At 56.1% G+C, this 12,797-nt stretch carries 11 protein-coding genes and 1 tRNA gene; 4 read left to right on the plus strand and 8 right to left on the minus strand.

What is annotated here, in order from left to right:
• A complete protein-coding gene (gene aroC / locus ACJBF3_RS01655) occupies positions 1 to 1,086 on the minus strand; it encodes a chorismate synthase (RefSeq protein WP_045330967.1) in 1,086 nt (361 codons plus the stop codon).
• A 60-nt stretch (positions 1,087 to 1,146) separates the two neighbouring features.
• Positions 1,147 to 2,079: a 50S ribosomal protein L3 N(5)-glutamine methyltransferase gene (gene prmB / locus ACJBF3_RS01660; protein ID WP_045330965.1), complete on the minus strand. Its 933-nt coding sequence runs from the start codon at positions 2,077 to 2,079 to the stop codon at positions 1,147 to 1,149.
• A 145-nt stretch (positions 2,080 to 2,224) separates the two neighbouring features.
• On the opposite strand from prmB, the gene smrB reads away from it, so the two are divergent.
• The gene (gene smrB, locus ACJBF3_RS01665; protein ID WP_045330963.1) at positions 2,225 to 2,776 is read left to right on the plus strand and encodes an endonuclease SmrB; all 552 of its coding nucleotides are present in this window, start codon (positions 2,225 to 2,227) and stop codon (positions 2,774 to 2,776) included.
• Positions 2,777 to 2,822: 46 nt separating this feature from the next.
• Here smrB and sixA read toward each other — a convergent pair whose 3' ends face one another.
• From sixA to ACJBF3_RS01685, 4 genes are all read right to left on the minus strand, one after another.
• Complete coding sequence (gene sixA / locus ACJBF3_RS01670; protein ID WP_045330962.1) at positions 2,823 to 3,308, minus strand: phosphohistidine phosphatase SixA; 486 nt, start codon at positions 3,306 to 3,308, stop codon at positions 2,823 to 2,825.
• A 209-nt stretch (positions 3,309 to 3,517) separates the two neighbouring features.
• Positions 3,518 to 5,665, minus strand: coding sequence for a fatty acid oxidation complex subunit alpha FadJ (gene fadJ, locus ACJBF3_RS01675; RefSeq protein ID WP_045330959.1), 2,148 nt, complete (start codon positions 5,663 to 5,665; stop codon positions 3,518 to 3,520).
• Positions 5,665 to 6,975: an acetyl-CoA C-acyltransferase FadI gene (fadI, locus tag ACJBF3_RS01680; protein WP_045330956.1), complete on the minus strand. Its 1,311-nt coding sequence runs from the start codon at positions 6,973 to 6,975 to the stop codon at positions 5,665 to 5,667. Before fadI ends, fadJ begins: the two co-directional genes overlap by 1 nt.
• Positions 6,976 to 7,192: 217 nt before the next feature.
• Positions 7,193 to 7,477 carry a YfcZ/YiiS family protein gene (locus ACJBF3_RS01685; RefSeq protein WP_045330955.1) on the minus strand — a complete coding sequence of 95 codons (285 nt, stop codon included), beginning with the start codon at positions 7,475 to 7,477 and terminating at the stop codon, positions 7,193 to 7,195.
• A gap of 372 nt (positions 7,478 to 7,849) precedes the next feature.
• On the opposite strand from ACJBF3_RS01685, the gene fadL reads away from it, so the two are divergent.
• Complete coding sequence (gene fadL / locus ACJBF3_RS01690) at positions 7,850 to 9,172, plus strand: long-chain fatty acid transporter FadL (RefSeq protein ID WP_045330953.1); 1,323 nt, start codon at positions 7,850 to 7,852, stop codon at positions 9,170 to 9,172.
• 44 nt (positions 9,173 to 9,216) lie between these two features.
• Here fadL and mlaA read toward each other — a convergent pair whose 3' ends face one another.
• Entirely contained in the window at positions 9,217 to 9,969 is a 753-nt protein-coding gene (gene mlaA / locus ACJBF3_RS01695) for a phospholipid-binding lipoprotein MlaA (protein WP_045330950.1), read from the minus strand.
• 315 nt (positions 9,970 to 10,284) lie between these two features.
• Here mlaA and ACJBF3_RS01700 point away from each other — a divergent pair, with 315 nt between their 5' ends.
• Together ACJBF3_RS01700 and ACJBF3_RS01705 are read left to right on the plus strand one after the other, a co-directional pair.
• Positions 10,285 to 11,220 carry a formate/nitrite transporter family protein gene (locus ACJBF3_RS01700; RefSeq protein WP_045330947.1) on the plus strand — a complete coding sequence of 312 codons (936 nt, stop codon included), beginning with the start codon at positions 10,285 to 10,287 and terminating at the stop codon, positions 11,218 to 11,220.
• Positions 11,221 to 11,288: 68 nt separating this feature from the next.
• Positions 11,289 to 11,360: transfer RNA gene (locus ACJBF3_RS01705), tRNA-Arg, on the plus strand.
• Between the two features lie 42 nt (positions 11,361 to 11,402).
• On the opposite strand, the gene ACJBF3_RS01710 is transcribed toward ACJBF3_RS01705, so the two are convergent.
• Positions 11,403 to 12,722 (minus strand): VasL domain-containing protein, encoded by a 1,320-nt coding sequence (locus ACJBF3_RS01710; protein WP_045330921.1) that lies wholly within the window; start codon positions 12,720 to 12,722, stop codon positions 11,403 to 11,405.
• Positions 12,723 to 12,797: the final 75 nt, after the last annotated feature.

A 12,797-nucleotide genomic window follows, 5' to 3' on the forward strand; every position in this document is an offset into this window, starting at 1 on the left:
TTACCAGCGTGGAATGGTGGTCGTCACGTCCGCATTCTGCGCGCGCTGGCGCAGGAAGTGATCCATCAGCACGATCGCCAGCATCGCTTCTGCGATCGGCACCGCGCGGATCCCCACGCACGGATCGTGACGTCCTTTGGTGATCATCTCAACTTCTTCGCCATCGCGGTTAATCGTGTGGCCCGGCACGGTAATGCTTGAAGTTGGTTTCAGCGCGATGTTGGCAATAATCTGCTGCCCGCTGCTGATCCCGCCCAGAATGCCGCCCGCGTGGTTGCTCTGGAAGCCCGTCTTCGTGATTTCGTCTCGGTTCTGGCTGCCGCGAAGCCCAACTACGTCAAAGCCGTCGCCAATCTCTACGCCCTTCACCGCGTTGATGCTCATCAGCGCGTGGGCAATGTCGGCGTCGAGACGGTCAAACACCGGCTCGCCCCAGCCAGCCGGGACGCCGTCCGCCACCACGGTGACTTTCGCCCCAATGGAGTCGCCCTCTTTTTTCAGGCCGCGCATCAGTTCGTCCAGCGCCTCAAGCTTGTCGGCATCGGCGCAGAAGAACGGGTTTTGCTCAACCTGATCCCAGTCTTTGATCGCCAGCGGAATGTCGCCCATCTGGGTCAGACAGCCGCGAATGACGATGCCAAATTTCTGCTGCAGGTATTTCTTAGCAATAGCGCCAGCCGCCACGCGCATCGCGGTTTCACGCGCGGAAGAACGTCCGCCGCCGCGATAGTCGCGGAAGCCGTACTTTTGTTCGTAGGTGTAGTCGGCGTGGCCCGGACGGAAGACGTCTTTGATAGCGCCGTAGTCCTGGGAGCGCTGATCGGTGTTTTCGATCAGCAGACCAATGCTGGTTCCGGTGGTGCGGCCTTCAAAGACGCCGGAGAGAATTTTGACCTGGTCCGGCTCGCGACGCTGCGTGGTGTAGCGAGAGGTGCCCGGGCGACGACGGTCGAGGTCGTGCTGTAAATCGGCTTCGGTCAGTTCGATGCCTGGCGGTACGCCATCAACGATACAGCCCAGCGCCAGCCCGTGCGACTCGCCAAAGGTGGTCACGCGGAATAACTGTCCAATACTGTTTCCTGCCATCACGGCTCCGATGTTGTTGTTTGTGTTTGAGCGTTGTGAAACGGGCCGAAGCCCGCTGGATTAATCTTTATAGATGCTGAAGTGTTCGCGCGCGTCGAGCAGCTGCGCTTTGGTCAGCATAAAGACGCCGTCACCGCCGTTGTCGAACTCAAGCCAGGTGAACGGCACATCCGGGTACTGCTCTATCAGATGTACCATGCTGTTGCCCACTTCACAAATCAGAACGCCGTCGTCGGTCAGATAATCCGGCGCGCAGGCCAGAATGCGGCGAGTCAGCTTCAGGCCGTCAGATCCGGATGCCAGACCCAGCTCCGGCTCGTGGCGGTATTCGTTCGGCAGATCCGACATGTCTTCCGCATCAACGTACGGCGGGTTGGTGACGATCAGATCGTACTGCAGCGTCGGCAGGTCGCGGAACAGGTCAGAGCGAATGGGCGTGACGTGATGGATCAGGCCATGCTCTTCAATGTTGTGCTCGGTGACCGCCAGCGCGTCGGTGGAGATATCGACGGCGTCCACTTCCGCTTCCGGGAAGGCGTAGGCGCAGGCGATGGCGATACAGCCGCTGCCGGTGCACATATCCAGAATGTGCTGCGGCTGATGGCCAATCAGTCCTTCAAAACGGTTGTTGATCAGCTCACCAATCGGCGAACGCGGCACCAGCACGCGTTCGTCAACATAAAACTCGTGGCCGCAGAACCAGGCTTTGTTGGTCAGATAGGCGACCGGGATACGCTCGTTGACGCGGCGGATCACGCGCTCAACGATGCGGTGTTTTTCGCTGGAGGTCAGGCGCGCGGTGCGCATATCTTCCGGAATATCCAGCGGCAGATAGAGGGACGGCAGCACCAGCTGCACCGCCTCATCCCACGGGTTGTCGGTACCGTGGCCGTACCAGATATTGGCGGCGCTGAAGCGGCTAACCGACCAGCGCAACATGTCCTGTATGGTATGCAGCTCGTTTACTGCTTCATCGACAAATATTTTATCCACTCTTTCCTCCAGGGCATGCTCGCATAATTTTCGGCGGCTAGTTTGCCATGAAGACGGCGATAAATCAGCAATGACGCGTCTCGCTTGAGGTTAAAAAATGCGTTTAGTCGGGTACACTATCGGAAATACGAGATGAGAATGACGAATGAAAAAGAAAACATCGCTCAGCGAGGAGGATCAGGCACTCTTCCGACAGCTCATGACCGGGACGCGTAAAATCGCGCAGGACACGATTGTCCATCGCCCACAGCGCAAAAAAATCACTGAAGTACCGGTCAAACGGCTGCTGCAGGAGCAGGCGGATAACAGCCACTATTTTTCAGATGAATTTCAGCCGCTGCTCAACACGCAGGGTGCGGTGAAGTACGTGCGCGAAGACGTCAGCCATTTTGAGCTGAAAAAATTACGCCGCGGGGATTATTCGCCGGAGCTGTTTCTCGATCTGCACGGTTTGACGCAGATGCAGGCCAAACAGGAGCTGGGGGCATTGATCGCCGCCTGTCGCCGCGAGCATGTTTTTTGCGCCTGCGTGATGCACGGCCACGGTAAACATATCCTCAAGCAGCAGACGCCGCTGTGGCTGGCTCAGCACCCCCACGTGATGGCGTTTCATCAGGCACCCAAAGAGTACGGCGGAGATGCCGCATTGCTGGTGTTGATTGAAGTGGAAGAGTGGCAGCCGCCAGAGTTGCCCTGACAGAATGGCGGGAAGCAGATTGCCTCCCGCCCTATCGCACGTCACGTCAGATTGCTTTAGCCATCTTCAGGTTGCACGGACTCATTTGCCAGTTGAAGACACCTTTACCCGTTTCGTCGAGCGAAACATTGGCAATGGCGGATGTCGTGAACATCGGCGGGGTCTCGCCCGGGCACAGCTCAGATACCAGATAGCCAACCAGTGGCAGGTGGGAAATGACCAGCGCGGAGGCGACACCTTCATTGCACAGCGCCTGAAGGTAAGCGCTGACAAGGCCGACATCGCCACAGGGAGTGAGTTCAGGGAGAACGTCCACGCTGGATGGCAGGTTCATACACTCCCCTACCACGTCCAGCGTCTGTTCTGCCCGCAGGAACGGGCTCACCAGAACGCGTTCGATGTCCACTTTTTGACCATTAAGCCAGGTCGCCATCAGACGCGATTCGTCGCAGCCACAGACGGTCAAAGGACGTACTGAGTCACTGGCGGCATCGAGTGCCGCGTCGCCGTGACGCATGATAAAAACTTGCATATTGCACCGCTTTTGTTAACCAGAATCACCGGCGTTAACTACCCGCGATAAATGCTATGAGGTAGAAAACCCGATGGCCGGGCATTGTGCCTGATCCATTCGGTGAATGAAACGCTGTTTTTTACCTCAATGGCGTAAGTATAGTCAATCTCTGTTTACAAAATCGCCAGAACAGGTCCATTCACGTCAGGATTTACCCTTCTTTGACCTCAGCTTACGAGGACAGTTTCCCTTGCGGGCCAAAATGTCTGGCCCCGTTCCGCCATCTGCAATAATTCATCACACGGTGTAAAACGTGGACCATATTGCGACGCCAGACGCTGCAGGATCGCAACCACTTCACCCGCGCCGAGGGTATCCATGTACCGGAACGGGCCGCCAAGGAACGGCGGAAAACCAATGCCAAATACCGCGCCGATGTCGCCGTCGCGCGCGCTCCCGATGACCTTTTCACCAAAGCAGCGCGCCGCTTCATTGAGCATCATCATCACGCAGCGCTCAGCACACTGAACGGCGGACAGTTTTCCCTGACCGCTGGTCGAAATAAGCCCATAAACCGAAGGGTCGACCTGTTTCTTGCTTTTACGCCCTTTCGCGCCGTAAAGATAGAAACCGCGTTCATTTTTTCTGCCTTTGCGATCGTCCTTCAAAATTGCAGAAACAATGTTTGCAGGCGGGCTAAAACGATCGCCATAAGCCGCCTCCAGTACAGGTATAATTTTAGTGCCGGTGTCTATTCCCACCTCATCCAAAAGTTGGATTGGGCCAACGGGGAAACCAAACTTCACCAGCGCCTCGTCGACGTGCTCAATCTTCTCGCCTTCCGTCAGCAGCCGCATGGCTTCATTAATATAGGGAGCCAGAATGCGGTTAACGTAGAAGCCGGCTTTATCTGCGACCACGATCGGCGTTTTGCCCTGCTTCTTCGCAAGCTTGACCACCGTGGCGATGGTTTGCGGGCTGGTGGTCGCGTGGGGAATAACCTCCACCAGCGGCATTTTTTCGACCGGGCTAAAGAAGTGCAGTCCAATCACCTGCTCCGGACGCGCGGCGTTTGCCGCGATATCGCCAATCGGTAATGACGAGGTATTGGAGGCAAAAATGGTGTGCGGGGCGCAATGTTGCTCAACGTCTGCCACCATCTGCTGCTTAAGCGCCAGATCTTCAAATACGGCTTCAATCACCAGGTCGCGGTGCGCAAAACCGCTGTAATCCGTCGTACCGGAGATCATCGCCAGGGTTTTATCACGCTCGCTTGCCTTGATATGGCGGCGCTTAACCTTTTGATCAAGGTTCTGCCAGCTGTACTGCAGCGCGTGATTGATTCCCTTAGGATTAATGTCTTTGATGCGTACAGGCAGTTTGCCTTTGCTGGCGGTAACAAACGCGATACCGCCGCCCATGAGCCCCCCACCGAGTACGCCAATGGCGCGCAGCGGTGCGGGTTCTGCCTCGCTGCCAGGATCTTTTTTCACGTCCGTGCTGGCGAAGAAGATGCTGCGCAGCGCCCGGGACTGCGGCGTCATCGCCAGTTCGCCAAAGGCTTTGGCCTCCGCGGCATAGCCGCTGCTGCTTCCCTGGGCCAACCCGGTCTCAATGACCTCCAGGATGCGCTTTGCCGCCGGGTAGTTGCCTTTGGTTTTTTGTTCGGTCTTTTTGCCCACCATGTTGAACAGGAACGCTCTCCCCAGCGGGCCGGCCAGCACGCGCTCGCGAACCGGCAGAGGACGTTTCGCCTGACGCCCTTTCAGCGCAAGCTCAACGGCGGCTTCCAGCAAAATGGACTGCGGCACGACGTCATCGACCAGACCGGCTTTCAGCGCCTGACGGGCGCGCAGCTGTTTACCGGTTAAGATCATCTCCAGCGCGGTGCTGACGCCCACCAGGCGCGGCAGCCGCTGCGTTCCGCCGGAGCCTGGCAGCAGGCCCAGCTGCACCTCCGGCAGGCCGAGAATGGTTTTCGCATCGTCAGTACAAATTCGACTGTGGCAGGCCAGCGCCAGCTCAAGCCCGCCGCCCAGGCAGGCACCGTGGATCGCCGCGATGACCGGGATCGGCAGGCCGTTGATCTCCGCCATCACCTGCTGTCCCTGACGCGCCAGCTCTTCAGCCTCGAGCGCGCTTTGCGCCCGGGCGATCATATTGATATCGGCCCCGGCGATAAAGTTGTCCGGCTTGGCGGAAATAAACACCAGACCACGAATGTCTTTGTTATCGCGGATCTGCTTTAGCATCGCGCGCACCTGAACGCCAAACTCGGCCTTCAGGGTATTCATCTTTTCATCAGGCACATCAATCGTGATAACAGCCACGTTGTCGAGGCGAACCGTCAGATTAAATGCAGAGGGCATATCCATTATTCAGCCTCCAGAACCATTGCTGCGCCGAGGCCACCCGCCGCACAGGCGGTAACAAGGCCAAACCCGCCGCCGCGGCGACGGAGTTCATGTAATGTTTGCGTGATCATGCGCGCGCCCGTGGCGGCAAACGGATGTCCGTAGGCGATAGACCCGCCCAGCACGTTAAATTTACTCTGATCCACTTCGCCCGTGGCATGGGCGCGGCCCAGCACATCGCGCGCGAAACGCTCGCTTGCAAGCAGCTGGACGTTTGCCAGGGTCTGCGCGGCAAACGCTTCGTGCATATCAATCAGGGTTAAATCGGCCAGCGTCAGCCCCGCGCGCTCCAGCGCCAGCGGCGTGGACCAGGCTGGCCCTAACAGCATGTCCTGCCAGACGTCAATCGCGGTGAAGGCATAGCTGCGTAAATAGCCCAGGGGAGTGATGCCCAGCTCCTTCGCGCGGGATTCGGTCATCAGGATCACGGCGGCGGCCCCGTCCGTCAGCGGCGTACTGTTCGCCGCCGTCACCGTACCGTGCTTGCGGTCAAACGCCGGGCGCAGTTTGGCGTAATCCGCCAGGGTTGAGGTGCCGCGAATATTGTTGTCCTCCGCGAGCGGTTCGCGATAGGGCGGAATGTAGGCGGTCATGACCTCGTCGGTCAGCTTGCCTTCCGACCAGGCTTTTGCCGCCAGCTGATGTGAACGATGCGCCAGGGCGTCCTGCTGTTCACGCGTGATGCCGTAGGTTTTCGCCATCTGTTCGGCGGTATCGCCCATGCGCAGGCCGGTGGAATATTCCGCGACGGCAGGCGGTACGGGCATGAGGTCGCGCAGGCGTAACCGCGAGAAGAGTTTAAGTTTCTGACCCGTCGTACGTGCTTTGTTGGCATCCACCAGGAGGCGCGCCAGCTTTTTACTCACTCCAATCGGCAGCACCGAAGAGGAGTCTGCCCCACCCGCAATCCCGGCGCGAATCGTGCCCGCCATCAGGCTTTCGGCGACGTTAGCCACGGCCTGGAAACTGGTTGCGCAGGCGCGGCTGACGCTGTAGGCGTCGGTATGCACGTTCATCCCGGTTCCGAGGACGATTTCTCGCGCAATATTGGGGGCTTCGGGCATCTGTACGACCTGGCCGAACACCAGCTGTTCGATGACCTCCGGCGGAATTTCGCTGCGAGCCAGCATCTCCCCCACTACCATTTTCCCCAGGTCGACGGCCGGTATGCCATGAAACGCCGTTGCCTGACGCGCAAAGGGCGTGCGCAATCCACTGACGATGGCAATGCGGTCGCCCTGACGGGTAATAAGCGGTAATGCCTGACTCATAACACTCCCCTGTAAAAAATTTATGCAAACATAAAGTGGTCTGACCTGATAATAGTCTTAACCATTTTTTTACATTCAGCCAATCAGGGAAACGAAAAAGTGCGAGCTAAAACACAGAGAAGAAAAAGAAAATGCCCCTGCAAGGCAGAGGCATTTGTGCCGGGTGGCGGCGTTGCCTTACCCGGCCTACACGATCGTAGCCGCCGGGCAAAAAGGATTAACGCAGACCCAGCTGGAAAATCAGCGTTTCGGCTTCGCAGGCGAAGACAAAATCGATGTCCAGCTTCACGCCGCCTTCCACTTCGGTAAAGGTAGACTTGATTTCGCACGGATCGGATTCAACATCACGCGCACGCTTGCTCAGCGCGGTCAGGGTCTCTTCCGCTTCGGCACGGTTGCTGAATACACGGCTGTAAGAGGCGGTGCAATCGGTGTTGTCCATGATGGTGCCAACATCCATACAGCAGCAAACCGGGGTTTCATCAGCACTGCATTTACTCATAGCTCAATTTCCTCTGTATTCGCGCGACGCGCGAGATAAACACGATGCTGCTATTTTACGCCCCGGGGCAGGCTCTCTCCAGCCGTTAATGGCGCAAAATCGGATAAGTGACCAATATCACACTAAAAAATGATCTAAAACAAAAACCACCCTTTTGGATGAATCGTGCTGGTCACAATTTTGCCAACCAGATCTCGTTTCAAGAAACATGTTTGAAAATATTAATAAACAAACTTGCAACATTCAGGCTGGTCAGACCTATACTCTGGCCACTGGTCTGATTTGTCTGTCATACCTCAGACCCTACACTTCGCGCTCCTGTTACGGTATGTAACAATTATTGAATAAAAATAACTCAATGAGGTTATGGTCATGAGCCAGAAAACCCTGTTCAACAAGACTGCGCTGGCAGTCGCAGTGGCACTCGTCTCCACTTCCGCCTGGTCAGCGGGCTTTCAGTTAAACGAATTTTCTTCCTCTGGCCTTGGCCGTGCGTATTCCGGGGAAGGCGCTATTGCGGATGATGCGGGCAACGCGAGTCGTAACCCAGCATTAATCATGATGTTCGATCGTCCGACTTTCTCTGCCGGTGCTATTTTTGTCGATCCAGGCGTTGATATCTCGGGCCGTTCTCCGACAGGTGCCGATCTGAAATCGGATAACATTGCCCCAACGGCATGGGTTCCAAACCTGCACTTCGTGGCGCCGATCAACGAACAGTTCGGCTGGGGTGCATCCGTGACCTCTAACTACGGTTTAGCAACCGAGTTCAATAACGACTATGCAGCTGGGGCGTTTGGCGGCAAAACCGACCTTGAAACCCTGAACCTGAACCTGAGCGGTGCTTACCGTCTGGATAATCACTGGAGCTTCGGCGTTGGCTTTGACGCTGTGTATGCAAAAGCGAAGATCGAACGCTACGCGGGCGATCTGGGCAAAGTTGTTGCTGGCTCAGGTGCGCTGCCGCCAGCTCTGGCGCGTCAAGTTGCGGGTATCCCGGCAGACACTCAGATCGCTTATCTGAAGGGCGATGAGTGGGGCTTTGGCTGGAACGCCGGTATCCTTTATGAACTCGATAAAAACAACCGTTACGGCTTTACCTACCGTTCCGAAGTAAAAATCGACTTTGATGGTGATTACAAGAGCAGCCTGCCTTCTGCCTATAACCAGATCCTCGGCAACTTCGGTCTGCCGATGGGTACCAACGGCAGCACCACCGGTGGTTCTCTGAGCCTGCACTTACCAGAAATGTGGGAACTGTCTGGTTATAACAAAGTGGCGCCGCAGTGGGCTATCCACTATAGCCTGACCTACACCAGCTGGAGCCAGTTCCAGGAACTTAAGGCGACCAACAGCAACGGCGACACGCTCTTCTATAAAGATGAGAGCTTCCGTGATGCTTACCGCATCGCGCTGGGGACCACCTACTATATGGATGACAACTGGACGTTCCGTACCGGTATTGCCTTCGATGATAGCCCGGTACCCGCAGACAAGCGCTCTATCTCGATTCCGGATCAGGACCGCTTCTGGCTGAGCGCGGGTGCAACTTATGCATTCAACAAAGACGCCTCTGTTGATGCGGGCATCTCTTATATGCACGGTCAAAAAGTTAACTTCAAGGAAGGCCCGTATGAGTTCTCTTCCGAAGGTAAAGCCTGGCTGTACGGCATGAACTTCAACTACGCGTTCTAATCGCGCCTGAATCAAAAAAGGTGAGCATTGCTCACCTTTTTTATTTACTGTGAATCGATATCTTTGAGATCGTTTTCGATCGCCTTCGCGTTTGGATTCTCTTCCGGCTTCAGCTTACCGCCGTTGGCAATAAAGTCATGATTCTGGAAGTACGCTTCACGCACCATAATGTACGGGTCAGAAGACTGGCGCAGCAGGCCATCAGAGTCGAGCAGCTGTGCGCGGGTTTCAATCCCTTCCACCGTCCATTTACCCACCGACAGCGGCCAGGTCAGCCACGACAGAACCGGATACAGCGTATCCACCATATCGCCACCGTCATCACGGAGGGTGAAACTGCCGTAGAACGGAAGCTGCATGTAGGGACCATACCCAACGCCGTAATGCCCCATCGTGCTGCCGAACCGGTGCGGCTGTTCACGCTGCAGTTTCGGGTTCGCCATGCCTGCGACGTCAATAAAGCCGCCCATCCCCAGAATGGAGTTCAGGAAGAAGCGGGTAAAGTGCACCATCCCCTGGTACGGGTTACCCTGCAGGAAGTAGTTCACCATTACCGCAGGCTCTTCGAGGTTGCTGGTAAAGTTACTTAACCCGTTACGCGCGGGTTGTGGAACATAATCGCGCCATGCAACTGCCACCGGACGAACCACATACGGGTCCAGCACGTTGAAGTTGAAGTTATACATGGAGCGGTTAAATCCTTCGAAAGGATCGGAGCGTCCCGTTTGCTCACCGGAGCTGGCGCAGCCCACAAGCATCGTTGCGCCAAGCGCAAGCGCCGACAGCCGAAGTTTCATAAATATCTCCCTGTTCAGTATGGCTATCGTTGATTGCCATCCGTAACGGAGCCGTTGGCGCTCCGTCTGTAAACGTGCAGGCGATTGTAACAGCACGTTTACCGATGTCTATGAGCACAATTACGGGCAGTAACCACCGTGACTCTGATCTCAGCATAGCCTGGCTTTTGGAATTCGTTTCGCTGCCAATTTTATAATGACTTTGAAAGAGATGTATCGCCTTTGTTGTCATTGCCGCCAATTTAAGAGCATCCCCACAGGCATCCTGATAAAAGCCGCTACGCTTAACAGAAAGATCAACCTCCGGGAGCAGATATGAAAGACGTAGGCGAAGAAAAAATTGGCGAGAGCAATGAGGAACTTGAAATTGAAAGCGAGGAGAAAGCGCGCGGCGAGAAGATAGAAATTGATGAAGATCGCCTCCCCTCCCGCGCGATGGCCATCCACGAGCATATACGCCAGGATGGCGAAAAAGAGATGGAGCGCGATGCCATGGCCCTCTTCTGGTCTGCCATCGCAGCGGGGCTATCAATGGGCGCATCTCTGCTGGCAAAAGGGATATTTCATGTCCAGCTTGAAGGCGTTCCCGGAGGATTTTTACTGGAGAACCTCGGCTATACCTTCGGCTTTATTATTGTCATCATGGCCCGCCAGCAGCTGTTTACCGAAAATACGGTGACCGCCGTCCTGCCGGTGATGCAAAACCCTACCCTCGGCAATTTCGGCTTATTGATGCGGCTATGGAGCGTAGTCCTGCTGGGGAATATTATCGGCACCGGCATCGCGGCATGGGCGTTTGAATATATGCCGATCTTTGATGAACCCACCCGGGATGCCTTTGTGAAAATTGGCATGGATGTGATGAAAAACACGCCGGTCGAGATGTTCTCGAATGCCATCATCTCCGGCTGGATTATTGCCACGATGGTCTGGATGTTTCCCTCGGCGGGGAGCGCCAAAATTGTGGTGATCATATTGATGACCTGGCTGATTGCCCTGGCGGACACCACCCATATTGTGGTCGGTACCGTTGAAATCCTCTATCTGGTCTTCAACGGTACGCTTCACTGGAGCGATTTTTTCTGGCCGTTCGCCCTTCCGACGCTGGCGGGAAACATCTGCGGCGGGACGTTTATCTTCGCGCTGTTAAGCCATGCCCAAATCCGTAACGACATGTCGAACAAGCGCAAAGCTGAGCTTAAGGCGCAGCAAAATGAGGATAAATCAGCAAAAAAACGGGCTGAACGGTGACTCTTTGAGCAGTCAGGCGGCGATGCGCTTAACGCAAAGTGCAAATAACGCTATACTCGTGCCGCCTCGTCCCCTTAGTTAAATGGATATAACGAGCCCCTCCTAAGGGCTAGTTGCAGGTTCGATTCCTGCAGGGGACACTTTGACCTCCCTCTCTTTTTACCCCAATTCGCCTCTACAACTCATTGAGCAGAAGCCTCCTGTTTTATTTGGGCGTAGCGCGTTACCAGCTGTTTGAAATGCAGTTCAAGTTGAGTCTTGTTAGCTTCAGGAAGCGCATCTCCTGCGGGAGACTGCGACAGCCGTCGAAGCTGTTCTTCAGCCGGTACTGATTTGTTGAATGACTGCATGGCAGCAAAAACGACTGACTTCAGTTCGCTGACGGTCATGTATTTCCCCTTCTGTTCATCCAGGCCGTTCAGGCGGTTACTCAGCGTCTCCAGCGTTGCCATTCCCTGATGCCAGCCGTTCAGTTGTTCCGCGGGTAGTGCCGCGGCATTCCGCTGTTGCTGCCAATGCTTTACAAGTGGCTTAGCCTGCTCCGGCCACAGCATCTCCGCCTGCTCGGTGAGTTTTCGGCTGTAGGTAATGCTCCAGTCAGGAGGCAGCTTGTCCAACAGGGCAAGCTGCTGCTGCGTTTGCGCGAGCGCCGTTTGCGGTAGCGGTGAGCGCTGCCGCAACGTTTTAAGCTGTTCAGGTGACAGCGGTGCTGGCAGGGGTGACAGGGACGCTACAAGCTGAGCCTGCAGCGGGTCAGGACGGTGAAAATACTGCCAGCCCCACAGTGCAGATGCGCTTAGCACCAGCATGGTACACATCCCGGCGACGAAGAATGTCCATCTATTGACCTGAACGGGTATTGCCGTCTGAACCCCAACATTCGCCCGGGGTTCCGGCTGCGCGACGTACACCCACTTTACGGCTTCGTTGAGGGCGATATTTTCCTCTACCGGACTGCTGGCTGGGGCTGTTGCTCCATCGCTGTTTTCCAGCCGGACTGCGCTGTTGTGCACCTGGGTACGCAACGTATCGAGCTGGCTCAGATGCTTTAACTCAAGGCGCTGCAGCACCTCCCCCAGCGCGGTGAGGCGCTGCTCAGCCAGGTAGAGCTGGCTAAGATCGCTGTACTGGAGCGGAAGCGAGCGCATCCGTTGCTGCAGACGCTGGCTCAGACTGCTGAGGATTTCCATGCGGGCATGAACCGGCTGCGGCCACAGCGTCCCCCACTGATGGCCTATCAGCGCCTCCAGTATCGCCAGCCCTTCATTGAGCCCGGGCAGCCCGGCCAGCTGCGTTCGAGCCAGCGTATACCAGGAGAGCGTCTGTAGCTCCACGCCGTTCTGCTCAAACAGTGAGAGACAGCGTTTTTCGACGTACTGCCAGTTCACATCAGGGCGAGCCGGGTGTGTCAGCTTACTCAGTTCATCGCGCAGAGCGGCATAGTCCGGCAGCGTGCGCGGGTCGCCGCCGGTTTTGATTTTTCGCGGGGTGATGTTATTCATGGCCAGCTGTCCATTTGGCGTATAAAGAACGGATTAAGATTGTCGGTTATGCGGCTTAGCTTGGTGCATATTCAG

The sequence above is a fragment of the Enterobacter sp. PP-008-ECC_S150 genome (assembly GCF_045257065.1).
Lineage (GTDB): Bacteria > Pseudomonadota > Gammaproteobacteria > Enterobacterales > Enterobacteriaceae > Enterobacter > Enterobacter chengduensis.

Bases quoted from the DNA above. Each gene is read 5' to 3' on its own strand.
- aroC (WP_045330967.1), bottom strand. From the start codon at position 1,086: ATGGCAGGAAACAGTATTGGACAGTTATTCCGCGTGACCACCTTTGGC.
- smrB (WP_045330963.1), top strand. From the start codon at position 2,225: ATGAAAAAGAAAACATCGCTCAGCGAGGAGGATCAGGCACTCTTCCGA.
- fadJ (WP_045330959.1), bottom strand. From the start codon at position 5,665: ATGGATATGCCCTCTGCATTTAATCTGACGGTTCGCCTCGACAACGTG.
- fadL (WP_045330953.1), top strand. From the start codon at position 7,850: ATGAGCCAGAAAACCCTGTTCAACAAGACTGCGCTGGCAGTCGCAGTG.
- ACJBF3_RS01700 (WP_045330947.1), top strand. From the start codon at position 10,285: ATGAAAGACGTAGGCGAAGAAAAAATTGGCGAGAGCAATGAGGAACTT.
- fadI (WP_045330956.1), bottom strand. From the start codon at position 6,975: ATGAGTCAGGCATTACCGCTTATTACCCGTCAGGGCGACCGCATTGCC.
- mlaA (WP_045330950.1), bottom strand. From the start codon at position 9,969: ATGAAACTTCGGCTGTCGGCGCTTGCGCTTGGCGCAACGATGCTTGTG.
- ACJBF3_RS01685 (WP_045330955.1), bottom strand. From the start codon at position 7,477: ATGAGTAAATGCAGTGCTGATGAAACCCCGGTTTGCTGCTGTATGGAT.
- ACJBF3_RS01710 (WP_045330921.1), bottom strand. From the start codon at position 12,722: ATGAATAACATCACCCCGCGAAAAATCAAAACCGGCGGCGACCCGCGC.
- sixA (WP_045330962.1), bottom strand. From the start codon at position 3,308: ATGCAAGTTTTTATCATGCGTCACGGCGACGCGGCACTCGATGCCGCC.